This window comes from Gulbenkiania mobilis (genome assembly GCA_004346645.1).
In the GTDB taxonomy this organism is placed as follows: Bacteria; Pseudomonadota; Gammaproteobacteria; order Burkholderiales; family Chromobacteriaceae; genus Gulbenkiania; species Gulbenkiania mobilis.
This window is the reverse complement of record SMDA01000002.1, coordinates 292,915-318,432: the sequence shown is the minus strand read 5'-3', so window position 1 is coordinate 318,432 and position 25,518 is coordinate 292,915. Positions and strand designations below refer to the sequence as shown.

Here is a 25,518-nt window from a genome sequence, read left to right as displayed (position 1 = left end):
CTTGTGTACAAAGGCAAATTCTGCGGCAAGGATGCCCGGAGGGCTGGGGCCGGATGCTTCGGCCAACCTTGCTCGTGCCGAGTGGGGCGTTTTACCTAGAAGCTATGCTTCAGGTTTTTTTGTCTTGGGAAACGGGGAACTCAACCCTCGCCATTTTCGGCTACTCGCCGCTAGCGACATGTCGGCGGCCAGGTATCCGCTTCAAGCGCCCTTCTTTCATGAGTAGACCGATCACACTATAGCTTAAGTAGTCCTTTGATCCCCCACCGTAGTCAGATTGAAGACCAAGATACTTGGCGGCATCGGAGTTCGAGATGCCCTGTGGGTTGGCCTTAGCCAACTCCATTACGGCTGATTTTAAAAATTCCAACCCCATCTGCGCCTTCTCATAGCAGCCGTCTGGAATATTGGCCTTGATCTTGTTGCTGACGTTGTCTGGGTTAGGACGTACCTTATTGGTAAGTAAGCCCCCTTGGGAGCGGATACCAAAGGCAGCTATCAGCTCAGCCTCGATTTTTAGCGCCTGCTGCTCTGTGAGGTCGTCAGCGAGGATCGTGTGGATAATGCTGTGACCGCTGCTCTTGATCTCCTGGATGAGTTTGCCCTTTTCGGAGTCATCAATAATAGATTGGTGCTCCCATGCACGATTTCCTGTCCCCTTGCCGATATAAAACGGTTTGGCGGGCTTTTGCCTGGGATCTTTCAGCGCGTAAACGTAGAAGGGGTTTTGAGCCATGATGCATCACCATTAAGGAGACAACAGCTTAGTCCCTTGCTGCCACATTGCACAATTTTTACCGAATCTTTGCAAGATTTAAGGCGCGCTCCGCTGCGGCTAAGGAAAGCGCGAGTGAAAATTCCCGCTCTTGAAAAGAGGGAACCTTGTCTGCTCAAACTGCTTATTGTCTCAAAGAGCTTTCGGCTCTCGTGCGTTTGGAGCCGGCAAATAATTATGCACTCAAAGCGGGCAGTCTCCACGTTCCGAAACGAGGGCGTGGCTTAAGGTTGCCTTGCCTCTAATTCGCAAAGGAGAATAATTAATAGAAAAAGGTGGCTTGGCTTATCCAGGCCACCTTCTACGCACTCCTTGTCACCTTGAGGCGTGCTCAGCTCTTCTTAGCGGAACAGGTGTTGATACCCAGCAGGGCGTAGGGGGGGCACCAGCCGATCAGCCCGGTGGCCAGTAGCACCAGACCGATCCACCCCCAAGGAGTTTGCGGACCGACGAACACAAGCGAAAGCAGGATAAGGCCGGCGACGATGCGCAGAGCGCGGTCCAAGGCACCGATGTTGCGTTTCATGACACTCTCCACGTTATGTGTATATATATAATATTGTTGTTTTAAATGTTTTGGCAACAATGGCAGAGTCTGCTACCAAAAGCGACACATTCTTTCCCGGTTACACAACTGTCCTACAAAAAACGCTTCTCTGGCCGATAAAACTACGTAAAACTACGTAAAAAGCCGGGAGGGCGTGCACATGAAACGACAAGGGAAATGGGGAAAGCTGAGCCATCGGATCATCCTGGTGGTGGGTGTGGCAGTGGCGGTCTGCTTTGCAGTGATGATCGTCATCCTGGCGCGCATGAGTTACTCCAGCGCGGTGGAGCAGGGTTACCGGATCGCCAACGATCAAGCCACCTCCTACGCTGCAGGCATCGAGGCCGAGCTCTCCAATGGCTTTGCGCTGCCACATCACATGGCCGATACCCTGGTTGGCCTGCGCAAGGTGGCCGCCCCCGGGCGGGACGCCACCGACCAGATGCTGATGCGCCTCTTGGAGGGTAACCCGGCCGCGATCGGTGTGTGGATGCTGTGGGAGCCGGACGCCTTCGACCGCAACGATGCGGCTTGGCGGCTGGACTGGCCGCGCCATGACCCAACCGGCCGCTACATGCCCTATGTCACCCGTGCCAACGGCAAAGCCAAGCTGGACGTGATGGTGGGCAGCGACTACATCAAGGATTTTCCGAAGTACCGCGACAACCCCGCAGCCTACCAGCCGCCCTATGAAAAGTCCGGCTGGGGCGACTTCTACGTTGTGCCTAAGCAGCGCGGCCGTGACACCATCACCGAACCCTTCTTCTATGAAGTGCAGGGCCAGAAGGTGCTGGAGAGCTCGCTGGCGGTGCCGATCCGCGACGAGGCGGGCAAGTTCCTCGGGATCGCGGCGGCCGACCTGTCGCTGGACGACATGCAGAAGCGACTGTCGCAGGTGCGCCTGTACGACACTGGCTATCTGACGCTGGTGTCCGAGGGTGGTCTGTACGTGGTCAGCAACCAGACCGGTCTGGTGGGCAAGCCTGTCGATCCGCAGGCTCCGCTGGGCGTTCATCTCGCCCAAGTGCGTAAAGGTGAGAAGTTCAGCTACGAGGAAGGCGGCTTCACCCACTTCTTTCAGCCGATCAAGGTCGGCGACACCGGCCAGTTCTGGGCCATGGGCGTCAGTATCCCCACCGCAGCCATCACTGCCGAGGCCGCACGCCAGCGCAATGTGGCCGTGGTGGTGGGCGTGGTCGGGCTGGTGGTGATCCTGCTGCTGGTGGGGGTGGTGGTGTCGGCCCTCACCCGCCCGCTCAACCGTCTGGCGGCCACCATGGAGCAGCTGGCCACCGGCAAGGGCGACCTGACAGTGCGGGTGGACATCAACAACCGCGACGAGATCGGCCGCACCGCCGATGCATTTAATCGCTTCATGGCCAGCCTGCGCGAGATGTTCGGCGAGGTGCGCGAGCAGAGCCGTGCGGTCAGCCAGTCGGCGCTCCAGCTGGCGGCGTCGGCCCAGCAGGTGGAGTCTGCCTCTTCGGCTCAGTCTGATGCCGCCAGCGCCACCGCTGCCGGCGTGGAGGAAGTGACCGTCAGCGTGCACCACATCGCCGATACCGCCGGGGAGGCGGAGCAGGCCGCCCGCGAGACCGGCAACCTGACGCGCGACAGCGTGGCCACGGTGAAGGATGTGACCGAGGAGATCCGTCGGGTCACCGCCACGATGCATGCGCTGACCGACCGCATGAACGCGCTGGGTGCCCGCTCCGAGGAGGTGACCTCCATCGTACGGGTGATCAAGGACATTGCCGACCAGACCAACCTCTTGGCGCTCAATGCGGCGATCGAGGCGGCGCGGGCTGGCGAGCAGGGCCGTGGCTTTGCGGTGGTGGCCGACGAGGTGCGCAATCTGGCCGCCCGTACGGCGGAAGCCACGGTGGACATCACCCGCATCGTCCATGCCATTAGCGCTGAAACACGCGATGCGGTGGGCGACGTAAACCGTAGCTGCGAGCTGGTGGATAACAGCGTGACGATCGCCGAGAACGCCAACAATGCGATGCAGGGGGTAATGGACCGCAGTGAGGCGCTGGTGGCCAGTATTGTGGACATCGCCGCCTCTACCCGCGAGCAGTCGAGCGCCAGCGCCGAGATCGCCCAGAACGTGGAGCGTATCAGCGCCATGGCACAATCCAACAGTAGCGTTGTGGCCAGTGTGGGCCGCGAGGTGGAGCAGCTGCGGGCGCTTTCGGCCAACCTGGAGCAGCTGGTAGGCAATTTCCGGCTGTAAGCGCAACAGTGGCACCCCGTGGGGCCGTCCAGCACGCTGGACGGCCTTTTGCATGGGAGCGATGCCAGAGCTATCCACCGCTGTCGCACAGCATGCTCAATGGTTATCAACAGAGTTATCCACATTTTCAACAGGCTGACTGCGATACACTGCTGCTTTGAACGGGCGAACAAGCGAATGAACGTTGCAAGGTGGGCTGTGGTGGCGCTGCTGGCTGCGCTGGGCGGGTGTACCGTGGTGACGGTGGCTGGCGCTGCGGTGGGGGCAACGGTGACGGCGGTGAAAGTGGGGGCTGCGGTGGTGGGCACTGCGGCGGACGTGACCGTGGGCGCTGTCCGGCTGGTCACTGGCAGCGACCGATCGCCCGCCCCGGCCGAAGACGAGGCCCCGCGCGCGGCGGGGCATGAAGCGGAAACGGCTGCAGGGTCCGCGGCTCCACGGAAGACCGAGCGTTGAAGCCTTGGTATCTTTACATACTGGAGTGTCGTGGCGGAAGGCTCTACACCGGCATCACCACCGATGTGGCACGCCGCTATGCCGCCCACGCCAGCGGCCGTGGCGCGCGCTTCACGCGCAGCCATCCCCCCGAGCGGCTGTGTCTGGTGCTGGCCTTCGAGAGCCGGCAGGCCGCCGCTGCGGCCGAATACACCATCAAGCAATGGAGCGTGGCGCGCAAGCGGGCCTGGCTGGCTGACCAGACGGCCTCCGGCACCCTTCCCTGCCAAGGCGCAACCCTGCCTGCCGACGCCAGCGTTTAGTCGACCGTTTCGGCCGGTAGCGTGCCGGCACGGATCGCCTGACGGAAGGCCGCAAAATCTGCTTCAACCTGGTCGGCGTAGCCGAGCGCATATGTCGTCAGCGCCTCGTCGAAAGGCTCGCCCTGCCCTAGATAGCCAGCGATCTCGGCCGCGCGCCCGCTGCCCTTGGCATGCGCACGCGCCAGCGCCCAGGCACAGGCCTCTCCGTAACTGGCCAGTGCCTCGGCATCAAATTGCTCGAGGTTGGCCGAAGCCTTCATGTCGCGCAGCTGTCGCACGTAAAACTCCCGCTCGCCAGGGCCGCTGGTCCAGCCCAGAAACAGGTCGCTGGCCGCCTGCAGCAGTTGCTGGCCCGCCACCACGCGCCGCCCCTGGTGCGCATGGACGCATGGCTGGGTGTACGGCTCCAGCACCGAGCGGCGCGCTTCCTTCAGCTGCAGGAACAGCGGCTGATCGTAGTCGTCCTGCAGCAGGATCACCAGGCAGCGGGTGCCCACACTGCCGACCCCAACCACCTTGAACGCCATGTCCACCAGCCGGAACCGCTCCACCAGCATGCGCCGGTCATCTTTCAGCGTGGCCAAGTAGCGGGTCATCATCGGTTCCACCAGCGCGTGCCAGTTGCCGGTAGCCAGCCACTGATCATCGTCGGGCAGCGGGGTGCCTTCCTCGTGCACGTGAAACAGCACCGGCGGGTCGTCCTTCAGCCGCAGGCTGCCGCCCTCGTCTTCCGCCAGCTTGGGCAACAGGCGCTCATGGGTGCGGTTGCGGGCTTTTTCCCCCAAACGCTCCAGGCTGTCTTGCAATGCCTGGGTGGGCGCCAGGCGCACCAGTGCCTCATGGCTGATGCGGCTGTACCACAACGCCATCTGGCCCATCCGTGCAAATTCCGCTTGCCGGGCGCGATAGTTGGCCACCGCCCTGCGCACCGCTTCGCGCGCGGCGTCCTCGTTGAGGCTGCACTCGCGTGCGGCCAGTGCCAGGCTTACGGCCAAGCGCTTGAGGTCCCACTCCCACGGGGCCGGATGCGTTTCGTCCAGGTCGTTCAGGTCGAACAGCAGCGTGCGCTCCGGCGAGGCGAAGAAGCCATAGTTGAGCAGGTGGGCATCGCCACATGCCTGCACGGTGATACCGCTGTGCGGGTGCGCCGCCAGATCGGCAGCCTGTACCAGCGCCAGTCCACGGAAGAAGGCTGAAGGCGAGACCTGCATGCGGCCGTAACGCACCGGGATCAGCGCCGGCACCCGGCCTTCTGAGCTCTGGCGCAGCATAGCGATCACGTCCCGGTCAGGGCGGTCGGTATCGAAGCGGGCTTGGCAGCTACGGCTGCAGGCCTTGCGGCGCGCTTTGCCGGCGGCATACAGGCGTTCAAAGTGTGGATGCGGGGTGTCCATGAGGCGCGTTCCAGCTAATGAAGGATCCGGCTTGGGTAAGGCAAGGCGCGCGCCCGGGGCCAGAACAAAGAAAGAGGGCCCACCCCGAAGGGTGGGCCCGCAATGCCTGCGGAGGCTGATGAATGGCCTGCCCCTGACGTGCCAGCAGGGGGTGCCACTCGTCTTTTTTAGTCGAGCCCTGCCCCGGTCGCCAGGAGAAAAGAGGGGCCTAGGTATTTGTACGTAGCCATTGCCGGGGCTGCCTGGCAGGTGGATCGGGTCTATAAAGAAGCCGGTGCAGTGCGCCAGTTTTTTTCATTTGTGCGACAGTACCCTTAACGCCACGCGCCAACGGCGTTAGAATTCCGCGGTTTTGTTCGGAGGACGAGATGGCCCAGACCCTGCATGCACGCTGTACCGGTAATGGCATTGCCAGCCGCCCGGTGCCGTTGCCGTCGCTGGTGCTCCGTCCCCGACCGCATTGTTTCTGCAAAAAAAGCTCCTGATTCTTTCAGGAGCTTTTTTTTTGCCGCCGAACCGAAGACAGAAAAAAGGAACCGACCATGGCGAACCCCCTGTACCGGAAGCACATCATCTCGATTGCCGACTTCAGCCGCGAGGAACTGGAGCTGGTGGTGGACACTGCAGCGCGGCTCAAGCGCCAGCCCCGCAATGATCTGCTGGCCGGCCGGCTCATCGGCAGCTGCTTCTTCGAGCCTTCCACCCGTACCCGCTTGTCCTTCGAGACGGCGGTACAGCGGCTGGGCGGTAGCGTGATCGGCTTTGCCGATGGTGGCAATACCAGCGCCAAAAAGGGGGAAACACTGGCCGATTCCATCAAGATCATCGGCTCTTACACCGACGCGGTGGTGATGCGCCACCCGCGCGAGGGTGCGGCGCGGCTGGCCAGCGAGTTCTCCGCGGTGCCCGTCATCAACGGCGGGGATGGCTCCAACCAGCATCCCACGCAGACGCTGCTGGACCTTTTCACCCTGCGCGAGACCCAGGGCACCCTGGAAAACCTGACGGTGGCTTTCGTGGGCGATCTGAAGTACGGGCGCACGGTGCATTCACTGGTACAGGCGTTGTCGCTCTTCAACGCCCGCTTCTACTTCGTCTCGCCCGAGCAGCTGGCCATGCCCGACTACCTGTGCGAGGAGCTGAACGAACGCGGCATCCAGTACACCTTGGCCGATTCGCTCGATGATGTGATCCCCCAGGTGGACATCCTCTACATGACCCGGGTGCAGCGCGAACGCTTCGATGAGGCCGAGTTCAAGAAGATCCAGGGCCAGTACATCCTGAAGGCGGAAATGCTGAAGAACGCCCGTACCAACATGAAGGTGCTGCATCCGCTCCCGCGGGTGGACGAGATCGAGGTGGCGGTGGACGCCACCCCCCACGCCTACTATTTCGAGCAGGCCAAGAACGGTGTGTTCGCCCGGCAGGCCCTCCTGTCGCTGGTCCTGAACGAAACTGTCTGAGCCGCCTGTCCGGCCCGTACTGAAAGGAAAACGCAATGGAATACACCCGTACCGTCGAAGCACTGAAGGAAGGCACCGTCATCGACCATATCCCCGCCGGCCAGGGACTGAAGATCCTGCGACTGTTCCGCTTTGCCGACACCGGGGAGCGCGTCACCGTCGGCCTCAACCTCTCCAGCCGCCACATGGGCAGCAAGGACATCATCAAGGTGGAGAACGTGGCGCTGACGGCGGCACAGGCGAACGAGTTGGCGCTGTTCGCCCCCAAGGCGACGGTGAACCTGATTTCCAACTTCGAAGTGGTAAAAAAGCACAAGCTGGAGCTGCCCGAGGCGATCGAGGGCATCTTTGCCTGCCCCAACTCCAACTGCATCTCGCATACCGAGCCGGTGGAAAGCCACTTCTACGTGCGACCGCAAGGTACTGACACCAAAATGAAATGCAAGTATTGCGAAAAGGTGTTCAGTAAGGATATCGTTGCAGAAGTGCGCTAAGTCGTACAAAAGAGCTCGTAGGAGAAACGAACCAGAAGCACTGCGATCGACAGTGCCATCACAACACGCAAAGCGCCGCGGATCCGCGGCGCTTTTTCTTTGGCCGGCGCGTCATGCGTGTGCAGCCTGCCCGCTTTTCGGGCGACGCCTGCCTTGCCGTGGTGCGGCAGGCCGGGGGCAGGCCCGCTGCAGGCGGCCAGCCGGGCTGGCATGTTGTTTGCTCCTTCCTCCGGAAAATTTCCCCTTCCGGAGAACGGTCATGAAGCTGCTTTCGCGCAACACGCCGCCTGCTTCCACCACCAGCGACATCGTGATGTTCAACTACCGGCGGCCTGCCCGCGCACGCCATGTGGCGCTAGGTACCGGGGGACGGGTGTGGCTGGTGGAAACCTTGGATGCGGTGCACGGTGTCTGGGTATGGCAGGATGAATGCGCCGGGGTGGACGACGCACTCGAAGAAGCCCGCCGGCTGAGCCTGATGCTCTCCTGAAGGCAGCGCTTGGCCGAGGGTGAAAAAAACGCGGGCCTGTGCCCGCGTGTCAAGACCACCCTCAACATTGCAGTAGGCCCGCAAGGTGAACCTTGCGGGCCTGTCTCATGCGGCGACGCCCGAGACGCTGGCCCTGGCGGTTGGGGTACCCCCTCGCCGCAATACTTCCAGGCGCTGGCGGCCGGCGGCCACATTGCGGGCCTTCACGTGGCCGAAACCACGCATGCCTTCGTATACCTTCACCATTTCCACGGCAGTGCCCAGCTTGTCGGCCTGCAGCCCGGCCAGCAGTTCTTCCAGCAGTCCTTCGAACTCGCCGATCAAAGCGCGGTCAAGCTTGCGGTCGGCCTGCCAGGCAAACGGGTCGAACGCCGTGCCACGCAGCACGCGCAGCCGCGTGAGCACCTTCATCGCTTTGAAGATCCACGGTCCGAAGCTGACTTTCTTCGCCTGATGGCCGGTCATCCAGCTTGCCCCCAAATGGAAGGTGAGCCGGGGCGTCCCATCGAAAGTGGTAGTGAGGTCGCGCTGGAATTCGCCGTCGGTGTAGAGGCGGGCCACTTCGTACTCGTCCTTGTACGCCAGCACATGGTAGTAAGCGCGGGCCACCGCCAGCGTTAGTGCGGTACTGCCGGGCTTGACGGCCTCTTCTGCCGTCCGTACCCGGGCCACCAAGCTACGGTAGCGTTCGGCCAACCGCTCGTTCTGGTAAACGGTCAGCAGGGTGGCGCGGTGGTGGGCCAGGGCATCCGGCGTTTCGCGCGGGACAAACTGCACCACCGCACTGGGCGTAACCAGCGCCTCCACGCGTGCCAGGTCGTGCGCGGCGTGTCGGCCCCACAGGAAGGCTGCCTGGTTGAACTTCACCGCAGCGCCATTGAGTTCGATCGCGGCCATCATCGCTTCCAGCGATACCGGCACCAACCCCTTCTGCCACGCAAAGCCCAGCATGAACATGTTGGTGGCGAGCGCATCACCCATCAGGGTGGTGGCCAGGCGGGTCGCATTTACCTCGTTGTAGTGGCCGCTGCCCACCGCCTCGATCACAGCCTCCTTCATGGAGCGGGCCGGAAAGCGTACATCCGGGTTCTTCAGGAAGGCGCTGGTCGGCGATTCGTAGCTGTTGACCACGGCGTGGCTGAAGCCCTCACGCATTTTGGCCAGCGCCTCCTCCGCCGCAGTCACCACCAGGTCGCAGCCAAGCACCAGGTTGGCGTCGCCCGCCGCGATCCGCACCGCATGCAATGCGTGCCGGTCATCGGCAATCCGCACGTGTGACCACACCGAGCCGCCCTTCTGGGCCAGGCCGGCCATGTCCAGCACCGTTACGCCCTTGCCGTCCAGATACGCGGCCATGCCAAGTACCTGACCGATGGTCACCACGCCTGTGCCGCCTACGCCGGTCACCATGATGCCGTAGGGGCTGGCCGACGATGGCAGGGCCGGGGCCGGCAGGGGCGGCAGGCTATCGAGGTTGGCCGAAGCGCCCGCCGGCTTCTTGAGCGTGCCGCCCTCGACGGTGACGAAGCTCGGGCAGAAGCCTTCCACGCACGAGTAGTCCTTGTTGCACGAGGACTGGTCGATCCGGCGCTTGCGTCCCAGCGGGGTCTCCACCGGCAGCACCGACAGACAGCCAGACTTGGCACTGCAGTCGCCGCAGCCTTCGCACACCCGCTCGTTGATGAAGACGCGCTTGTTAGGGTCGGGGAAGGTGCCACGCTTGCGCCGCCGCCGCTTCTCGGCCGCGCAGGTCTGGTCGTGGATCAGGATGGTGGTGCCTTCGGTCTCGCGCAGTTCGCGCTGCAGACGGTCGAGCTCGCGCCGATGGAACACCTGCACTCCTTCGGCCAAGCCTTGCGCGTTCTGGTACTTGTCCGGGTCGTCGCTGGTGATGACGATGCGCTTCACCCCTTCGGCCGCGAGTTGCCGGGTCATCATCGGTACGTCCAGGTAACCGTCCACGTTCTGGCCACCAGTCATCGCCACCGCATCGTTGTAGAGAATCTTGTAGGTGATGTTGACGCGGGCAGCCACGGCTGCGCGGATCGCCATCAGTCCCGAGTGGAAGTAGGTTCCGTCCCCCAGATTGGCGAACACATGGCGCGTTTCGGTGAAGGGGGCTTGGCCGATCCACGGCACGCCTTCGCCCCCCATCTGGCTGAAGGTTTTGGTACTGTCGGCCTCGATCCAGTTGGCCATGTAGTGACAGCCGATACCGGCGATGGCACGGCTGCCGTCGGGCACCTTGGTCGAGGTGTTGTGCGGACAGCCCGAACAGTAATGGGGCACGCGCGGCAGCGCCTCACGCGGCCGCACGAGTTGGGCTTCCTTGTCATCGTAGAACTTCAGGCGGTCGTGGATCACCGGGCTATCGAACACCAGGGCCAGGCGACTGGCAATAGCACGGGCGATCATCGCCGGTGTCAGCTCGCCCGCCGCCGGCAGCAACCAGTCGCCGTGGGGAAGCGCCCATTCGCCCTTCTCGGCGAATTTGCCCACCACCCGCGGGCGCACGTCATCGCGCCAGTTGTAGAGCTGTTCTTTGAGCTGGTATTCGATGATCTGGCGCTTCTCCTCCACCACCAGAATCTCGTCCAGCCCCTCGGCAAAGTGGCGCACGCCCTCGGGCTCCAGCGGCCACACCATGCCCACTTTGAAAATGCGCAGGCCGATGTCGGCCGCCAGCGCTTCGTCGATGCCCAGATCGTCCAGCGCTTGCATCACGTCCAGATAGCTCTTGCCAGTGGTAATGATGCCCAGCCGGGCATTGGGCGAATCCAGCACGAGGCGGTTGAGACGGTTCTCGCGCGCATACGCCAGCGCCGCATACAGGCGATGGTGCAGCAAACGTTTTTCCTGCGCCAGCGGCGGGTCGGGCCAGCGGATGTTCAGCCCGTCCTCGGGAATGGGAAAGTCTGCCGGAATGCGGCATTCCAGCCGCTCGGGGCTGATGTCAACGATGGCAGAGCTTTCAATAGTGTCGGAAATTGCCTTGATCGACACCCAGCAGCCCGAATAGCGACTCATCGCCCAGCCGTGCAGGCCGTAGTCGATCACCTCCTGCACGCCGGACGGGTTGAGCACCGGAATCATGCTGGCAGCCAGGATGTGGTCGGACTGGTGGGGGAAGGTGGACGACTTGGCCGCATGGTCGTCCCCAGCCACGATCAGCACGCCGCCATGACGGCTGCTGCCGGCAGCGTTGCCGTGCTTGAGTACGTCGCCGGAGCGGTCCACGCCCGGTCCCTTGCCGTACCAGAGCGCGTAGACCCCGTCCACCTTGGCACCTTCAAACAGGTTGACCTGCTGCGTGCCCCAAACAGCGGTGGCTGCCAGGTCCTCGTTCAGGCCCGGGTGGAAGACCACGTTGTGGTCCTTGAGGTACGGGCCCGCCTTCTGCATGGCCTGGTCCACGTTGCCTAGGGGTGAGCCGCGGTAACCGGTGACGTAACCGGCGGTGTTCAGGCCGGCGGCCCGGTCGCGGTCCTGCTGCAGCATCGGCAGGCGCACCAGCGCCTGTATGCCGGTCATGAAGACTTCGCCGGTGGGGGCGGTGTACTTGTCTTCCAGATCGACGTGACGGATCGACATGGTTTCTCCTCCATCTGTATGTGTTCGCTTGTGGCGACTGCCGCCGCAGAGGGCCTTGTGAGCCGGGCTTGTTCTTTTGTTGTAGACGGTACGGGCAGCATCCGGAAACTATAGTTAACGTAAACGTCAACGTCAAAATGGTTGACGCATAACTGCCTGCATCCGGCAAAGAGCTGAGGCTTTTTCGCCAGCGCAGCATGGCGCAGGGATAAAGGCTACTGTTCCCTCAGGCGAACAGTCTTTTCGCCGTGTCAGGTTGAGCGCGGCCGGCCAAGCCTTTAGGCTTTCTGTTTTATCCGGGTCCAAGGCCGGTACACCATTCATGTCCTCCCCTTCCTCCTCCGCTTCCTCAACTTCCGAAACCGGGCGCGGCGTCCTCTATGCCGTGGGCGCCTATTTCTGCTGGGGCCTGTTCCCCCTCTACTGGAAGCCGCTGGCGAGCGTGTCGGCACTGCAGATCCTGTGTCACCGCATCGTCTGGTCCGCAGTATTCGTGGCGCTGATCCTGCTGGTCCGTCAGCACTGGGCATGGCTGCGGCCTGCGCTGCAGAGCCCGCGCCGCGTGGGGCTGTTCATGGCCTCCTCGCTGATGCTTTCGGCCAACTGGCTGATCTACATCTGGGCGGTGAACGATGGCCGGGTGGTGGAGGCCAGCCTGGGTTACTTCATCAACCCGTTGGTCAACGTGCTGCTGGGACGGCTGTTTCTCGGCGAACGGCTGACGCGACCGCAGGCGCTGGCGGTGTTGCTGGCGGGGTTGGGGGTGATGTGGCTGACGGTGCGCGTGGGCGCGGTGCCTTGGGTGGCGCTGGGCCTGGCCGCCAGCTTTGGCATCTACGGGCTGCTGCGCAAAAAGGCCCCCCTCGCGTCGCTGGAGGGGCTGGCGCTGGAAACCTTCCTCATGCTGCCGGTGGCGCTGGCAGCGCTGGGGTGGTTTGCGGTGCAGGGACAGGGTGCCTTCGGGCACCAGGGGGCATTGACCGATGGTCTGCTGATCGGGGGCGGCATCGTCACCGCCATTCCGCTGCTGATGTTTGCGGCCGGGGCTCGGCGCCTGAAGTTGGCCACCATGGGGCTGATCCAGTACATCGGCCCGACCATGCAGTTGATGCTGGGCGTGCTGTTGTACCACGAACCCTTCGACGTGGCGCGGCTAGTGGGATTCGCTCTGATCTGGTCGGCGCTGCTGCTCTACTCGGGCGCGGGGGTGATGCAGGTGCTGGGCCGACGGCGCGCCGCGGGCGCGGCCTAGTACCACCGCGCCGGGCCGGCCGGTCAGACCGGAGGTTGCAAGGGTAGCCTCAGCGTAGCCACCACCCGGCCGTCCTGATAATCCAGCGCCAGGTGTCCGCTGTGGGCGGCCGCCATGTGATAGGTAATGAAGAGCCCCAGGCCCAGGCCGCCCTTGTTGCGGGCGTTGGGCCCGCCAGACTTGAAGGGCTTGTAGAGCTGGCTGTTGATGCCGGGGGGCAACGGGGCCGAAGCGTTGCCCACGGCCAACACCGCTTGCCCGTCTTCTTCGGCCAAGCTAACCGTGATCGGCATGCCTGGCTTGCTGTGGCTGCGGGCATTACTGACGAGGTTGAGCAGCATCTGGCCGTACCGGTCCGGGTCCACCTGTGCCGAAAGGTCCGGAGCCAAGGCGGCATGCAGCGCCAGTTGCGGATACGCCAGCTGCACCTCCTGCAGCAGTTCCTCGGTCAGTGCCGTCAACGGCTGCGGGCTGCGGTTCAAGGGCAGCCCCAGCCCGGCCTGCAAGCGGCTGAGGTCCAGTAGCTGGGTGATCAGGCGCTCCATGCGCCGGCTGGCGTTGCCGATGCGACCGCCCACCCGCGCCGAGGCTGCATGGCTGGAGCGGGTCAGGATGCCTGCTGCCATGCTGATGGCCTGCAGCGGATCGCGCAGGTCGTGTCCCAGCATTGCCAGGAATCGGTGGCGCATGCGGTCGGTTTCCACCAGCCGGCTCAGGCACAGCTCCACCAGCTCGCCGCGCAGGGCCCGGGCCTGCTCCACTTCTTCGGCCAACCACGGCAGCGAGGTTTCACGCACCACTTCGGTCCAGGCATCGAACGAACCACGCGGCGTCAGCCGGGCGCCGGACGGACCGTAGCTGAGAGACTTTTCCGGCTTGCCGCCCCATTTGACCGACTGCACCTGTTCCTGACGCAGCCAGATCACCCAGCCGCCCTCGTCGCGGCTGAAGGGGATCGCCAGCACGCCGAAAAATCCGTGCGGGTCCACCCCCGCGGTCGGTGTCCAGTGGTCGGTATGGAACACCTCGCCTACCGTCTCGTCCTCCAGGCGGCGCACGATGTCGCCCACGAAGGCGTCCAGCGGCGCATCGGACAACACCACTGTTTCATCCTTGAGCAACACCGCCGCGGCGTCGCACGGCACAAGATGGCGAACGTTCAGCGCATTGCGCGTCAGCGCATGCACCAGGTCGGGCGTACGCATCGCGGCCTCCACCAGCGCGGTGCGCCGTTCGGACACCTGAGCCTGCAGGGCGCGGCGGTTGGCCGACTCCACGCGCTCGATCACCACACCGCACATCTGCGACAAAAGCTGGGCGGCCATCCGCACCGCGTGCGCCACGACGCGCGGGGTCATGTGGTGGCAGGCGAACAGTCCCCACAGCCGGCCGTCGATCACGATCGAAATGCTCATCGAGGCCGCCACCCCCATGTTGCCCAAGTATTCGCAATGGATGGGGGACACGCTGCGCAGCACGCTGTGACTGAGGTCGAAGGGCGCGCCCGTGACCGGATGCCGCTGTGGCTCCAGGGGAACCGGGCGGTAACCCACATCTGCAATCAGGCGGATCGCGTTTACCACGTACAGCCGTCTTGCTTGGGCGGGAATGTCCGAGGCCGGATAGCGCTGTCCCCGATAGCTGACCAGATCGTCGCGCCGGGCCTCGGCCACCACTTCGCCCGAGTCGTCGCTGCGAAAGCGGTAGGCCATCACCCGGTCGAACCCGGTCATGCGGCGGATTTCCTCCACAGCCTCCTCCAGCAGCCCCTGCAGCTCGCGGTGACGTTGGATGCGGCTGATGGTGCGGTGAGCCTGCAAGGCGAACTGGGCCAGTGGCGGCGCATCGGCCGGGCGCGCCTCGAACTCGGCCAGTAGTACGCCTTCATGCCAGTGCGCCACCACGTCGTAGCAGACGGCGCCAGTCGTCAGCTCGGCTGTCTCCATGCCGGTGTCGTCCCCGGCGGCCAGCCGGGCGATGAAGGCCCGCACCTGGGGCGATAGGTGCGTTTCGGCCAACCCTTCGCCCAGCGGGGGTAGTGGCCCGAGCAGCGTCTCGGCATTCCCGCTCCGTGTCAGCAGCTGTGCCTGAGCGTCGAAGCCCAGCAGGGCACCGTGCGGCTGAATGGAGCCCGGCAGGTGGATGGGTTCGTCCTCGCAGTTCTGCAGGGTGACGGGCGGAAAAAAGGTGTTCTGTTGCATCAGGGCCCTTCGGCCGGCGCGGCCACATGGAGGCGGAAGGCATCGAAAGCGGCCGCGGCCCAGCGGGTGGCCTCTGCCCGGTCGGCTTCGGTGGGGAGGGCATCCTCCAGTACGGTCAGGAAGTTCTTCCACAGCGGCGCGGTGGCTTCCCCATACGCTTGCCACCAGCGCAGCGGCAAGGGGGTCAGGGCAGCGGCATGACGCCGGTACAGGTGTCGGGCCCCCAGCGTGGCGCCTTCGGCGACGTAGGCCAGACCAAAGCGTGCCGCCGGGCCGGGCGAGCCGGGTAGCCAGTCCACTGCTTTCAGGGTGGCGAGGTCGGCTGCCGTCCAGCCACCTGCCATAAGGTCGGCCTCGATCCAGCGGACCTTGTCCCGTCGCGGCGCGAGCATAAGGGCAGCGGGCCAGTCGGCCTGCCACAGGACGGCCTCCAGCGGGCGCAGCCAGCAGTGCACCCGGGCCACATGACGCAGGTAGTGCGGTGCGGAAAAGCCGGCCTGCGCAAAGGGCAGAGCCGCCTCCAGCGCCGCATGGCTGGCCTGCGTGCCAGCCCGCAGACGGGCGAGCGCAGGCGAGGCGGTGCTCACGACCGCACTCCGTCGATGCAAGGCAAGAGAGGTGTCCGGGCACGACCGGGCAGGCAAACCGCCGCTGCAGTACTCAATGGCCTGTCCTATGATGGGGCCGGCAGGAGCCGGCCGGGATGAAAGGGAAGGCCGGGTAGGACCGGCTTAGGCGTGTGGGGGTTCCCCGCGTGTCCGGGCGAAGGGCTGTCCGCTTACTGGTTGGCCCGTACCCAGCGTAGCCATTGTTCGAACAGCGGCGGGTGCAGGGCGGCGATGGCGGAGCGCTTCCAGGGTGGGTCGGACCAGTAGTCGTCGGACTCCAGGCTGGCGATGCGGCCGCCTGCTTCCTCAAGGATAACCGCGCCCGCAGCATAATCCCAGAGACGCTGGCCGCCGTGCAGGTAGACGTCGTAGCGACCGGAAGCAAGCGAACACCAGTCCAGGGTGGAGGCCCCCATGTTGCGCTGGCTGCCGCATGGTGCCACCGTGTTGAGACGGTTGGCCAGTTTGCCCGAGCGCAGGTATTTCACTTCCACGCCGGCGATCGCATCGCTCATACAGTTGGGGGTTTTCTTGAGCGGCAGCGGAATGCCGTTCATATAGGCACCCTTGCCACGGCGGGCATAGAACATTTCGTCGGCCACGGGGTTGTAGATCACCCCGAGCTCGCTTTTGCCGTCCACCATCAGCGCTACCGAGATGGCAAAGTAGGGCAGGCCGTTGACGAAGTTGGTGGTACCGTCGATCGGGTCTACGACCCACAGACCGTCGCGGTGCGCCATCCAGAGGGCGTGCTGGGCCTCGTCGGTCATCTCCTCGCCCAGTACAGGATGGGGCAGCACCTGCGGCAGCAGGTGGGCAAGCGCGGCCTGGCAGGCGAGGTCCGCCTCGGTAAACAGGGTGCCATCGGTCTTGCGGTTGCTGCCCACCCGCAGGAAGCGGGGCATGACCTCGGTCTGCGCCACCTCGCGCACGACACGAATCACCTGGTCGACCACCTGCATCCGCTTCTCCTTGGCTGACTGCTGCCGTGCCCCGCCTTTCGCCCCCGACGGGCGCTTGGTATAACCGGGGCAAACAACGCAAAATACCGCCATCCCTAGTGACTTTCAATACATCATGCCCAGGTTTTTCGTAGAGGCCGCGCTTGCGTCCGATCAAACTCTCGCCCTGCCCGATACCGTGGTGCGGCATGTACACGTGCTGCGCCTGCGCCCGGACGATACCATCACGCTGTTCAACGGGCAGGGCGGCGAAGCCGAGGCACGGTTGTTGACGGTGGAGAAGCGCAGCGCCAGCTGCCAGATCACCCGGCTGCTGCCGGTCGAACGCGAATCGGCGCTGTGGCTGGGCCTGGCGCAGGCGATCTCCAGCGGCGAGCGCATGGAGTTCACGCTGCAGAAGGGAGTGGAGATGGGTGTGACCGTCTTCCAGCCGCTGGCGACCGCGCGCTCGGTGGTGCGGCTTGCGGGGGAGCGGGCAGAAAAACGCGTGGCCCGCTGGCAGGAGATCGTGCTGGCAGCCTGCGAGCAGTGCGGCCGCAACACGCTTCCCGAAGTACGCCCTATCCTGACGCTGGAGGCTTGGTTGCGCACGCTGCCCCCAGCCGATGCCCACCTGCTGCTGTCTCCGCTGGGTTCGCGACGACTGGCAGATCTGGCTAGCGCCCCGCGCCGGTTGTGGCTGATGGCCGGCCCCGAAGGCGGGCTGTCGCAGGCCGAGGAGGCCGCCTCGCTGGCGGCTGGCTGGACGCCCCTCAAGCTGGGGCCGCGCATTCTGCGCACCGAGACAGCCGCGCTAGCCGCAGTGGCTGCGATGCAGACGCTGTGGGGCGATTACGCGGCCTGAAGACCGGCTTCGGCCAACCTGAAACCGAGGAGACAGCAATGGAAGCACGATTGAGCATGGTGACGCTGGGCGTTGGCGATCTGGACCGGGCCGTCGCGTTCTACGAACAGGTGCTGTGCTTGCCGCGCGTGCCGATGCCCGAGGGGGCCGGCGTGGCCTTCTTCGAGCTGGGCAAAACTTGGCTGTCGCTCTACCCACGGGCGCGTCTGGCCGAGGATGTGACCGTAGCCGACAGCTCGCCGTCGGCCTTTCCCGGCTTCACGCTGGCGCACAATGTGGCCACACCGCAGGCGGTGGATACGCTCTTGGCAGAGGTGGCCGAGCGGGGCGGGGAGATCGTCAAGCCGGCACAGGACGTATTCTGGGGCGGACGCAGCGGGTACTTTCGCGATACCGACGGCTTTCTCTGGGAAGTGGCCTGGAACCCCGGGTTTCCCCACGCCTGAGGTTTGGGGACCGGTGGGCAGAGACGGTTCAGGCTTCCGGTCGGGGCGGTGGTGCCATCACCACCCGGTTGCGGCCCTGTTCCTTGGCTTGGTAGAGCGCGGCATCGGCCAAGCCAAGGAGGAGCGGCGCATCCTCGCCCGTCTGGCAGCACGCCACCCCCACCGAGATGGTGACCGCAGGCAGGTCAGGTCGCCTGGCGGCCTCGACCTTGAGCCGCAGCCGTTCCGCCAGTGCAAAGGCCCCACCGGCATCGGCGTGCGGCAGGATCAGCACGAACTCCTCGCCGCCCATCCGGCACAGGATATCGCTGTCGCGAGCGGTTTCCCGCATCAGTCTGGCCAGTTCCACCAGTACCTGGTCGCCGGTTTCATGACCATAGGTGTCGTTGACGTTCTTGAAATGGTCCACGTCGAGTACCACCACGGCCACGCGCTGAGGGTTGGCCTTCCAGTGCGCGATCATCGCGTCGAACTCGCGCCGGTTGCCCAGCCCCGTCAGCGGGTCGGTGTTGGATTCGCGCCGGAAGCGGTGCAACTGCGAATGCATCGCCTGCACGCCCGCCAGCAGGGCCAGCTTGAGCTGCTGCGCCTCCAGATACCATCCGGGAATGCGACGAATGCGTTCGGGCACCTCGGCGGCGTCCAGATGGCGCGCCTCTTCGGCCAACCGTGTCAGCGGGCGCGCCACTTGGCGTGACATCCACCACACCGCCAGCAGAATGGCGACCAGGAGCGGCGCGGCATGGCGCAGCTGGCTCAGGGTGAGCAGGTCCAGCTCGGCCAAGGCCGCATCCCGGGGGCGCTGTGACACCACGCCCCAACCCAGGCTGGGGATGGGGGCGTAGCCCGTCAGCATGTGCACGCCCCGCGAGTTGGTGACTTGGGCCGCCCCCGTCTCGCCGCGCAGCAGCCGCTGCACCACCGGGTTCTGGTCCACGCGCTCGTCCACCCGGCGGACCTCGGGGTGGTAAAGAAGGTGCCCGCGATGGTCGACGACGAAGAGATAGGAGCCGTCGCGATAGGCGTGTTCCTTCAGCTGGCTGTACAGGATGTTGCGCTCGTGCAGCAGGATCGAGCCGCCGTAATAGCCCAGGTAGCTGCCGTTGCGGTCGAAGAGCGGCTGGCCGACGAAGATCATCAGCTTGCCGTTGGCCCCCATGTAGGGCTCGGTGATCAGCGGCTGGCGCTGGCTGAGGTTAAGACGGATGCCGTAGCTTTCGAAGACCTTGCCCTCCCGCAGCGGTTCGGCGGGCGCAGCAGCCAAAAGACGGCCTTCGCTGCTGAATGCCACCACCTGATTGAAGGAGTCGGTGGCGCGAAACACCCGGTCCAACCGACGCTGCAGCTCCGGCGGGTCGTCGAAGTGGGCTAACACCGTCTCGCTTTCCGCCTGCAGCGTCTGCTGCAGGGCGCGCATGTAGCCTTCGGTGTTGCTCGCCACCTTGGCCGCGTACACACGGTGGGCCTCCAGCGTGTTGCGGATCAGGCTTTCCGCCAGCACATGCCGCGCCGCCAGGGTGCTGTTGATCAGCGTGAGCACCATGGCGGTCAGGGCAATCAGCAGGATCAGCCCCTGCAGGTTTCGGCGGCGTGAAACGGGTTTCATGTCAGGCCGTCCTTGCCGGACGGGCGCTCCTTGCATGGTGCGGACGGGGCCGGGCGGCTGCCCGGCCCGGCATCAGGCGATACGGGCGAAGGCCCGCGCGGCCGCCTCCAGGGTGCGCTCGATCAGCGCGTCGTCGTGCGCGATCGAGACGAAGCCGGCTTCGTAGGCAGACGGGGCAAGATAGATGCCTTCTTCCAGCATGGCATGGAAGAAGCGCTTGAAGCGTTCGATGTCGCAGCGGGTGGCCTCGGCATACGAGGTGGGGACCTGTTCGCTGAAATAAAAGCCGAACATGCCGCCCACGCTGTCGCTGCTGAGCACCACGCCGGCCTTCCGTGCGGTTTCGGCCAAGCCCTGTGCCAGACGGGCGGTGCGGGCACCCAGTGTGGCATGGAAGCCCGGCTGCTGGATCAGGCGCAGCGTGGCCAAGCCCGCCGCCACCGACAGCGGGTTGCCCGACAGTGTGCCTGCCTGATAGACATTCCCCAAGGGCGCGATCTTCGCCATGATGTCGGCCCGGCCGCCGAAGGCAGCCAGCGGCATGCCGCCGCCCACCACCTTGCCCAGCGTGGTCAGATCGGGCGTGATGCCGTGCAGACCTTGGGCGCACTCCAGCGCCACCCGGAAACCGGTCATCACTTCATCGTAAATCAGCACCGCGCCATGCTGTTCGGTCAGGCTGCGCAGCGCTTGCACGAACTCGGCGGACGGCTGGATCAGGTTCATGTTGCCGGCGATCGGCTCCAGGATCACACAGGCGATCTTGTCGCCCAGGTCCTTGAAGGTGTCGGCCAGCTGTTGCACGTCGTTGTACTGCAGCACCATCGTGTGCCGGGTACAGTCGGCCGGCACGCCGCCGGAGGACGGGTTGCCGAAGGTGAGCAGGCCTGAGCCCGCCTTCACCAGCAGGCTATCGGAGTGGCCATGGTAACAGCCTTCAAACTTCACGATCAGGTCCCGACCGGTGAAGCCGCGTGCCAGACGGATCGCACTCATGGTGGCTTCGGTGCCGGAGCTCACCAGCCGCACCTGCTCCACCGACGGCAGTAGCCGACAGATTTCCTCGGCGATTTCAACCTCGCCTTCGGTGGGGGCGCCGAAGGACAAGCCATCCGTGGCCGCCTCTTGAACAGCCTTCACTACATCGGGATGGGCATGGCCCAGGATGGCCGGGCCCCAGCTGCCCACGTAATCGAGGTACTGGCGGTCGTCAGCGTCCCAGAAGAAGGCGCCCTCGGCGCGCTTCACAAAGCGGGGCGTGCCACCGACTTGGCCAAAGGCCCGGACGGGAGAGTTCACTCCTCCGGGGATTACCTGCTTGCCACGTTCGAACAGTTCGAGATTACGGGACATCCTTGTTCCTTCCTTATCGGCCTCTTCACGGGCCGCAGTTGCTGTGTATCGGGTGCGCCTGCCCGCCGGGAGGTGCGGGGCGCTTCGGCCAACCCTGCCGGCGCTCAGCGCAGATGCTGTTGCAAATGCTTACGCCATACGGGCGCCGTCTTTTCAAAGCAATGGTGGTGGTCCACCCTGTCTTCATGGCAGAAACGCCTGTCGAGCAGCCCGGTCGACGGGTCCAAGAGGTCGGGTATCGTGTCGATCCACCCCAGTCCCTGCTGCCGAGCTAGGGCATGCAGCGCCCGGTTATAGGCGTGAACCAGTGCGGTGCGTTGTGCCAGGCTGGCCCCGATGCGCTGGCGCAGCGGCAGCTCCTGCTGACCGGACTGTTCATCCGTGACAGAGGGCAGCGGTGCTGCGACCAAGAATATTGCCTTGCCCGGCACCTGTTTTCTGATCCACTCCACCATCCCGGCAATATTTTGCACCGCTCGCGGAATGAAGTCCGTGGCAGCCTGCGCGCTTCGCGCGGCAAGCAGCCAGAAGGTGACCGAACAGTCCACCTCGCCCAGCATCAGGAAGATGGTATCGAAACGCCGGTAGCGCAGCACTGCCCCCTCGAACCGGGCGCGTGCGCCGCTGGTGGGACGGGGATTGGCCAGCCCGGTGGCGGTGGCACCCCCCACGATCTCGCAGTTGATGAGGTGTCTGCCCAGTAGGCCGTTGTCGAAGCAGAATTCGAAGAGCCACAGTGGGAATCCCCCAGCACGAGGATTCTTCATCCCCGGAATACGCTGCATGAAAGCCGCTTTTTCAGCTTGTGTAAAGATTTTCTAAATTTCACGGATACGCTAGGTAAAACGGCCGGGCGAGGACTTCAGGCGCCCCAGCTTCGGTAGGGGTGCTGCGACAGGTAGGCATTGGTGAAGCGCCCGTCGTGGGTGACTTCCTCGCCCAGCCAGTCGGGACGGGCGAAGGGGGTGTCCTCCGCGGGCAGTTCCACCTCGGCCAGGATCAGTCCGGCGTTGTCGCCGAAAAATTCGTCCACTTCCCAGCAGAGGTCTCCGCACTGGATACGGTGCCTGTGCTTCTCCACCACCATCGGGCACATCGTATCCAGGAGGGTCTGGGCATCTGCCAGCGGGATCGGGTATTCGAATTCGTGCCGGCTGACGTCGCTGATGGCGCCTTTCAGGGTCAGCCACGCCGACGTCTCCACGATACGCACCCGGACGGTGCGCGCCTTTTCCACCGACAGATAGCCCTGCTTGTAGAGCTTCGGTGGTGCCAGGGCGCGCCAGGCATCGCCCTTGACCAAGAAGCGGCGTTCGATTTCCAGAGCCATGCAACCTCGCTTGCAGTGAGCCTGTTCAGAAGGGTTTGACCACCACCAGAATCACCACCGCGAACAGGGCCAGGACGGGGAATTCGTTGAAGAAGCGGAACCACACATGGCTGTGGCGCTCGGTGCGGGTTTCAAAGCGGCGGAGGATCTGCCTGCACCAGAAATGATAAACCACCAGCGCGGCCACCAGCACGAGTTTGGCATGCAGCCAGCCGCCTGTCATGCCGTAGCCCAGCCACAGCCACAGGCCGAAGCCCAGCGCCAGCAGCATGATCGGCGTCACGAAGCGGTAGAGCTTGCGCGACATCAGTAGCAGGCGGTCGTACTCTGCGCCTTCACTGGCCATGGCGAGGTTGACGTAGATGCGGGGCAGGTAGAAAAGACCTGCAAACCACGACACCACGAAGATGATGTGTAGAGCCTTGATATAGAGGTATGCCATTGCAGTCGTTCCGAAAGGGAAGGGGCCGGCCGGGCCGGGCGGCAAGAACCGCCCCGGCGCCACCGGCACGCCATTGTGCGCGATGGGCAGCCGGGGCGTCTTGTTTCCCGTCAGAGAAGCGGTGCGCCGGCTAATGCCTTAGCGCTTGCGGGCTGCCTCGTAGAGCGGCATCACCTGCGGCAGGTGGCGCCGCAGATTGTCGATGCGACTGGGGCCGCTGGGGTGGGTGGACAGGAACTCGATCCCGCCGCCCTGCCCTTGAGCCATCATCTTGTTCCAGACGCTGATGGCGGCCTGCGGGTTGTAGCCGGCACGGGCCATCAGTTCCAGGCCCATGGTGTCGGCTTCGTTCTCCATGGTGCGGCTGTGCGGCTTGGAGAGGGCAACATCGGTGGCCATGGCGGCGAGGTTGAGCTGGCTTTCATTGAGACCCGCGAGCGCGCCCACCACCGACAGGCCCATCTGCTGTGCGTACTCCTGGCTCATGCTCTCGCGCGAATGCTCGCGCAGGGCATGGGCCATCTCGTGGCCGATGACAGCGGCGAGCTCGTCGTCGCTCAGGTTGAGCTTGGTCATCAGGCCGCTGTAGACCATGATCTTGCCGCCGGCCATCGCGTAGGCGTTCAGTTCGTTGGGCGCATTGGCCACGTTCACTTCCCACTTCCAGCGGGCAGCGTCCGGACGGAACACGGTGGCTTGGCGGATCAGGCGGTCGCTCACGCGGCGTACCCGGGCCGTCAGGGCCGGATCGGTGTTGAGCTTGCCGGCGCCGCGCAGCTTGGTTTCTTCCTGCTGGTAGGCCTTGGCCGAAATCTCCTCGACCTGATCGGAGGACAGCAGCATGCGCTGCTTGCGATTGACTCCGACTGCCCCGGTCTGGGTGGTGGAGACGTCCGCACAGGCCCCCAGGCCGAGCACGGCCGGCAGGGTGAGGGACAGGATCAGGGTTTTCCAGCGGCGTTGCATTCGGTTCTCCTTGTGGGCGGTGGAATCAGATTTCCACCATTTCGAAGTCTTCCTTGCGGGCATCGCAGTCCGGGCAGGTCCAGTTCGGGGGGATGTCCGCCCACTTGGTGCCCGGCGCAATGCCGTCCTCGGGGCGGCCAGCCTCCTCGTCGTAAATGAAGCCGCAGATGAGGCACATCCAGGTACGCATACGTTGACCCTTTGCTCGGTTAAAATGAAAGAGAAGATTTTAAATCCTGACCACAGCGAGGTTAAAGCATTGACGAACGAACGCCCCTACCCGGCCGTGCTGGTCCTCGCCGGTAACGACCCTTCCGGAGGCGCCGGTCTTTCGGCCGACCTGCTCACCCTCGCCAGCTTGGGCTGCCACCCCTTGCCGGTAGTCACTGCCATCACCGTGCAGGACAGTGCCACCCTCGACGATTTCCTCGTGATGGAGCCGGACTGGGTGGTGGACCAGGCTCGCATGGTACTCGAAGACATGCCCGTCGAGGCTTTCAAGGTGGGCATGATCGGCAGCGTCGAGAACGTCGCTGCCATCACCGAGCTCGTGTCAGACTACCCCGACGTGCCCTTGGTTCTCGACCCGGTGCTCGCCAGCGGCAGTGGCAGCCCGATGGCCGATGACGATCTGGTGGCGGCCATGCGCGACATGTTGCTGCCGCAGGTGAGCGTGCTCACGCCCAACAGCCTGGAAGCGCGCCGGTTGGCGGTCAACGACCCGGACGGGGACGACGACCCCGACCTGGACGAGTGTGCCCGACGGCTGCTGGCTCTGGGGCCGGCCTACGTGCTGATCACCGGTACCCACGAGGGCAGCGCTGACGTGGTCAACGTGCTCTATGGTCCCGAGGGCCGCATCCGCGAAGACCGCTGGCCCCGCCTGCCCGGCAGTTACCACGGTTCCGGTTGCACGCTGGCGTCCGCACTTACTGCCTTTCTGGCGCAGGGCGTGGAAATCGGCGAGGCAGTGCGCGAGGCCCAGGCCTATACCTACCAGACGCTCGCCCACGCCTTTCGTCCCGGCATGGGGCAGTTCATTCCCGACCGGCTGTTCTGGAGCCGGGACGAGGCTGGGCCCGAAAATCCGGAAGAAGATGCCGGCGCGGAGCCCGAATGAACCGGCCGCCTTGTGGGCTGTACGCCATCACCCCGGAAACCAGCGACACCGAGCATCTGCTTCAGCAGACACAGGCCGTGCTGGCCGGCGGAGCGTGCGTGCTGCAGTACCGCAGCAAACTGGCTGACGGCCTGTTGCGGCGGACACAGGCAGAGGTCTTGCAAACCCTGTGCCGACGCCATGGGGTGCTGTTCATCGTCAACGATGACCTGGGGTTGGCCGAAGCGGTCGGCGCCGATGGCGTCCATGTCGGACGCGACGATGCGGCCGTGACCGAAGCCAGACAGCGGCTGGGCCGCGCTGCCGTGGTTGGTGCCTCCTGTTACGACAGTCTGGAGCGGGCGCGCGAGGCGGTCCGTGCAGGGGCTGATTACGTGGCCTTCGGTGCCGTCCATCCTTCCACGACCAAACCCGGGGCGCCTCGGGCGCCGCTCGCCCTGTTTGCGGCCGCGCGCGAACTGGGCGTGCCGCGGGTGGCGATCGGAGGCATCCGGCCGGACAACGCCGCTGCGGTGGTGGCCGCCGGGGCAGACCTGCTGGCCGTGGTCGACGGCGTGTTCGGGGCTGCGGATCCCCGGGCGGCCGCAGCCCTGCTGGCCGGACTCTATCCCTGCGCCTGAGTGCGCCACTTTCCCGGCCT

Annotated in this window: 25 protein-coding genes; 11 read left to right on the top strand and 14 right to left on the bottom strand. The window is 64.6% G+C overall.

The window, feature by feature from the left end:
• Positions 1-160 precede the first annotated feature (160 nt).
• Together EV669_RS04265 and EV669_RS04260 are read right to left on the bottom strand one after the other, a co-directional pair.
• Positions 161-736 (bottom strand): GIY-YIG nuclease family protein, encoded by a 576-nt coding sequence (locus EV669_RS04265; protein ID WP_132097977.1) that lies wholly within the window; start codon positions 734-736, stop codon positions 161-163.
• Positions 737-1,106: 370 nt separating this feature from the next.
• Positions 1,107-1,301 carry a YgaP family membrane protein gene (locus EV669_RS04260; protein ID WP_054286124.1) on the bottom strand — a complete coding sequence of 65 codons (195 nt, stop codon included), beginning with the start codon at positions 1,299-1,301 and terminating at the stop codon, positions 1,107-1,109.
• A 181-nt stretch (positions 1,302-1,482) separates the two neighbouring features.
• Here EV669_RS04260 and EV669_RS04255 point away from each other — a divergent pair, with 181 nt between their 5' ends.
• The 3 genes from EV669_RS04255 (at position 1,483) to EV669_RS04245 (ending at position 4,316) form a co-directional block, all read left to right on the top strand.
• Positions 1,483-3,558 carry a methyl-accepting chemotaxis protein gene (locus EV669_RS04255; RefSeq protein ID WP_054286123.1) on the top strand — a complete coding sequence of 692 codons (2,076 nt, stop codon included), beginning with the start codon at positions 1,483-1,485 and terminating at the stop codon, positions 3,556-3,558.
• A 177-nt stretch (positions 3,559-3,735) separates the two neighbouring features.
• A complete protein-coding gene (locus EV669_RS04250; RefSeq protein WP_054286122.1) occupies positions 3,736-4,014 on the top strand; it encodes a hypothetical protein in 279 nt (92 codons plus the stop codon).
• On the top strand, positions 4,011-4,316 hold the full coding sequence (locus EV669_RS04245) for a GIY-YIG nuclease family protein (RefSeq protein WP_132097976.1): 306 nt from the start codon (positions 4,011-4,013) through the stop codon (positions 4,314-4,316). The genes EV669_RS04250 and EV669_RS04245 overlap by 4 nt, the downstream gene beginning before the upstream one ends.
• Here EV669_RS04245 and EV669_RS04240 read toward each other — a convergent pair.
• Entirely contained in the window at positions 4,313-5,710 is a 1,398-nt protein-coding gene (locus tag EV669_RS04240; RefSeq protein WP_132097975.1) for a DUF2252 domain-containing protein, read from the bottom strand. The genes EV669_RS04245 and EV669_RS04240 overlap by 4 nt on opposite strands.
• 542 nt (positions 5,711-6,252) lie before the next feature.
• Here EV669_RS04240 and pyrB point away from each other — a divergent pair.
• The 3 genes from pyrB (at position 6,253) to EV669_RS04225 (ending at position 8,157) form a co-directional block, all read left to right on the top strand.
• The gene (pyrB, locus tag EV669_RS04235) at positions 6,253-7,173 is read left to right on the top strand and encodes an aspartate carbamoyltransferase (protein WP_054286119.1); all 921 of its coding nucleotides are present in this window, start codon (positions 6,253-6,255) and stop codon (positions 7,171-7,173) included.
• A gap of 35 nt (positions 7,174-7,208) precedes the next feature.
• The gene (pyrI, locus tag EV669_RS04230; RefSeq protein WP_054286118.1) at positions 7,209-7,667 is read left to right on the top strand and encodes an aspartate carbamoyltransferase regulatory subunit; all 459 of its coding nucleotides are present in this window, start codon (positions 7,209-7,211) and stop codon (positions 7,665-7,667) included.
• A gap of 259 nt (positions 7,668-7,926) precedes the next feature.
• Entirely contained in the window at positions 7,927-8,157 is a 231-nt protein-coding gene (locus tag EV669_RS04225) for a hypothetical protein (RefSeq protein WP_054286116.1), read from the top strand.
• A 105-nt stretch (positions 8,158-8,262) separates the two neighbouring features.
• Here EV669_RS04225 and EV669_RS04220 read toward each other — a convergent pair whose 3' ends face one another.
• Complete coding sequence (locus EV669_RS04220; protein WP_132097974.1) at positions 8,263-11,748, bottom strand: indolepyruvate ferredoxin oxidoreductase family protein; 3,486 nt, start codon at positions 11,746-11,748, stop codon at positions 8,263-8,265.
• Between the two features lie 322 nt (positions 11,749-12,070).
• Here EV669_RS04220 and rarD point away from each other — a divergent pair, with 322 nt between their 5' ends.
• Positions 12,071-13,000 carry an EamA family transporter RarD gene (gene rarD, locus EV669_RS04215; protein ID WP_054286114.1) on the top strand — a complete coding sequence of 310 codons (930 nt, stop codon included), beginning with the start codon at positions 12,071-12,073 and terminating at the stop codon, positions 12,998-13,000.
• 23 nt (positions 13,001-13,023) lie between these two features.
• On the opposite strand, the gene EV669_RS04210 is transcribed toward rarD, so the two are convergent.
• From EV669_RS04210 to EV669_RS04200, 3 genes are all read right to left on the bottom strand, one after another.
• Positions 13,024-15,201, bottom strand: coding sequence for a GAF domain-containing protein (locus EV669_RS04210; RefSeq protein WP_132097973.1), 2,178 nt, complete (start codon positions 15,199-15,201; stop codon positions 13,024-13,026).
• On the bottom strand, positions 15,201-15,788 hold the full coding sequence (locus EV669_RS04205; RefSeq protein WP_165922704.1) for a biliverdin-producing heme oxygenase: 588 nt from the start codon (positions 15,786-15,788) through the stop codon (positions 15,201-15,203). Before EV669_RS04205 ends, EV669_RS04210 begins: the two co-directional genes overlap by 1 nt.
• Before the next feature lie 191 nt (positions 15,789-15,979).
• A complete protein-coding gene (locus EV669_RS04200; RefSeq protein WP_054286111.1) occupies positions 15,980-16,771 on the bottom strand; it encodes an inositol monophosphatase family protein in 792 nt (263 codons plus the stop codon).
• Between the two features lie 115 nt (positions 16,772-16,886).
• Here EV669_RS04200 and EV669_RS04195 point away from each other — a divergent pair, with 115 nt between their 5' ends.
• Both EV669_RS04195 and EV669_RS04190 read left to right on the top strand, forming a co-directional pair.
• Complete coding sequence (locus EV669_RS04195; protein WP_055433875.1) at positions 16,887-17,615, top strand: 16S rRNA (uracil(1498)-N(3))-methyltransferase; 729 nt, start codon at positions 16,887-16,889, stop codon at positions 17,613-17,615.
• 38 nt (positions 17,616-17,653) lie between these two features.
• Positions 17,654-18,061, top strand: coding sequence for a VOC family protein (locus EV669_RS04190; protein WP_055433876.1), 408 nt, complete (start codon positions 17,654-17,656; stop codon positions 18,059-18,061).
• A gap of 28 nt (positions 18,062-18,089) precedes the next feature.
• Here the strand turns inward: EV669_RS04190 and EV669_RS04185 are convergent, their stop codons facing one another.
• The 7 genes from EV669_RS04185 to EV669_RS04155 all read right to left on the bottom strand — a co-directional run bounded on the left by EV669_RS04185 (position 18,090) and on the right by EV669_RS04155 (position 23,948).
• Positions 18,090-19,667, bottom strand: coding sequence for a sensor domain-containing diguanylate cyclase (locus tag EV669_RS04185; RefSeq protein WP_132097971.1), 1,578 nt, complete (start codon positions 19,665-19,667; stop codon positions 18,090-18,092).
• A gap of 72 nt (positions 19,668-19,739) precedes the next feature.
• A complete protein-coding gene (hemL, locus tag EV669_RS04180; RefSeq protein WP_054286107.1) occupies positions 19,740-21,020 on the bottom strand; it encodes a glutamate-1-semialdehyde 2,1-aminomutase in 1,281 nt (426 codons plus the stop codon).
• Between the two features lie 104 nt (positions 21,021-21,124).
• Entirely contained in the window at positions 21,125-21,805 is a 681-nt protein-coding gene (locus tag EV669_RS04175; protein WP_132097970.1) for an SGNH/GDSL hydrolase family protein, read from the bottom strand.
• 77 nt (positions 21,806-21,882) lie between these two features.
• Complete coding sequence (locus EV669_RS04170; protein ID WP_054286105.1) at positions 21,883-22,350, bottom strand: CYTH domain-containing protein; 468 nt, start codon at positions 22,348-22,350, stop codon at positions 21,883-21,885.
• Positions 22,351-22,375: 25 nt separating this feature from the next.
• The gene (locus EV669_RS04165) at positions 22,376-22,792 is read right to left on the bottom strand and encodes a CopD family protein (RefSeq protein ID WP_054286104.1); all 417 of its coding nucleotides are present in this window, start codon (positions 22,790-22,792) and stop codon (positions 22,376-22,378) included.
• A 138-nt stretch (positions 22,793-22,930) separates the two neighbouring features.
• On the bottom strand, positions 22,931-23,758 hold the full coding sequence (locus EV669_RS04160; protein ID WP_054286103.1) for a M48 family metallopeptidase: 828 nt from the start codon (positions 23,756-23,758) through the stop codon (positions 22,931-22,933).
• 25 nt (positions 23,759-23,783) lie between these two features.
• Positions 23,784-23,948: a rubredoxin gene (locus EV669_RS04155; RefSeq protein WP_132097969.1), complete on the bottom strand. Its 165-nt coding sequence runs from the start codon at positions 23,946-23,948 to the stop codon at positions 23,784-23,786.
• 69 nt (positions 23,949-24,017) lie between these two features.
• Between EV669_RS04155 and thiD the strand changes: the two genes are divergently transcribed.
• Together thiD and thiE are read left to right on the top strand one after the other, a co-directional pair.
• Complete coding sequence (gene thiD / locus EV669_RS04150) at positions 24,018-24,878, top strand: bifunctional hydroxymethylpyrimidine kinase/phosphomethylpyrimidine kinase (RefSeq protein WP_318271310.1); 861 nt, start codon at positions 24,018-24,020, stop codon at positions 24,876-24,878.
• Positions 24,875-25,498, top strand: a complete 624-nt coding sequence (gene thiE / locus EV669_RS04145) for a thiamine phosphate synthase (RefSeq protein WP_132097967.1) — start codon at positions 24,875-24,877, stop codon at positions 25,496-25,498. Before thiD ends, thiE begins: the two co-directional genes overlap by 4 nt.
• Positions 25,499-25,518: the final 20 nt, after the last annotated feature.

Bases quoted from the DNA above. Each gene is read 5' to 3' on its own strand.
- pyrI (WP_054286118.1), top strand. From the start codon at position 7,209: ATGGAATACACCCGTACCGTCGAAGCACTGAAGGAAGGCACCGTCATC.
- EV669_RS04200 (WP_054286111.1), bottom strand. From the start codon at position 16,771: ATGCAGGTGGTCGACCAGGTGATTCGTGTCGTGCGCGAGGTGGCGCAG.
- EV669_RS04240 (WP_132097975.1), bottom strand. From the start codon at position 5,710: ATGGACACCCCGCATCCACACTTTGAACGCCTGTATGCCGCCGGCAAA.
- EV669_RS04210 (WP_132097973.1), bottom strand. From the start codon at position 15,201: ATGCAACAGAACACCTTTTTTCCGCCCGTCACCCTGCAGAACTGCGAG.
- EV669_RS04170 (WP_054286105.1), bottom strand. From the start codon at position 22,350: ATGGCTCTGGAAATCGAACGCCGCTTCTTGGTCAAGGGCGATGCCTGG.
- EV669_RS04255 (WP_054286123.1), top strand. From the start codon at position 1,483: ATGAAACGACAAGGGAAATGGGGAAAGCTGAGCCATCGGATCATCCTG.
- rarD (WP_054286114.1), top strand. From the start codon at position 12,071: ATGTCCTCCCCTTCCTCCTCCGCTTCCTCAACTTCCGAAACCGGGCGC.
- EV669_RS04265 (WP_132097977.1), bottom strand. From the start codon at position 736: ATGGCTCAAAACCCCTTCTACGTTTACGCGCTGAAAGATCCCAGGCAA.
- thiE (WP_132097967.1), top strand. From the start codon at position 24,875: ATGAACCGGCCGCCTTGTGGGCTGTACGCCATCACCCCGGAAACCAGC.
- EV669_RS04185 (WP_132097971.1), bottom strand. From the start codon at position 19,667: ATGAAACCCGTTTCACGCCGCCGAAACCTGCAGGGGCTGATCCTGCTG.
- EV669_RS04220 (WP_132097974.1), bottom strand. From the start codon at position 11,748: ATGTCGATCCGTCACGTCGATCTGGAAGACAAGTACACCGCCCCCACC.
- EV669_RS04155 (WP_132097969.1), bottom strand. From the start codon at position 23,948: ATGCGTACCTGGATGTGCCTCATCTGCGGCTTCATTTACGACGAGGAG.
- EV669_RS04160 (WP_054286103.1), bottom strand. From the start codon at position 23,758: ATGCAACGCCGCTGGAAAACCCTGATCCTGTCCCTCACCCTGCCGGCC.
- EV669_RS04195 (WP_055433875.1), top strand. From the start codon at position 16,887: ATGCCCAGGTTTTTCGTAGAGGCCGCGCTTGCGTCCGATCAAACTCTC.
- pyrB (WP_054286119.1), top strand. From the start codon at position 6,253: ATGGCGAACCCCCTGTACCGGAAGCACATCATCTCGATTGCCGACTTC.
- EV669_RS04190 (WP_055433876.1), top strand. From the start codon at position 17,654: ATGGAAGCACGATTGAGCATGGTGACGCTGGGCGTTGGCGATCTGGAC.
- EV669_RS04260 (WP_054286124.1), bottom strand. From the start codon at position 1,301: ATGAAACGCAACATCGGTGCCTTGGACCGCGCTCTGCGCATCGTCGCC.
- EV669_RS04165 (WP_054286104.1), bottom strand. From the start codon at position 22,792: ATGGCATACCTCTATATCAAGGCTCTACACATCATCTTCGTGGTGTCG.
- EV669_RS04250 (WP_054286122.1), top strand. From the start codon at position 3,736: ATGAACGTTGCAAGGTGGGCTGTGGTGGCGCTGCTGGCTGCGCTGGGC.
- EV669_RS04175 (WP_132097970.1), bottom strand. From the start codon at position 21,805: ATGCAGCGTATTCCGGGGATGAAGAATCCTCGTGCTGGGGGATTCCCA.
- hemL (WP_054286107.1), bottom strand. From the start codon at position 21,020: ATGTCCCGTAATCTCGAACTGTTCGAACGTGGCAAGCAGGTAATCCCC.
- EV669_RS04225 (WP_054286116.1), top strand. From the start codon at position 7,927: ATGAAGCTGCTTTCGCGCAACACGCCGCCTGCTTCCACCACCAGCGAC.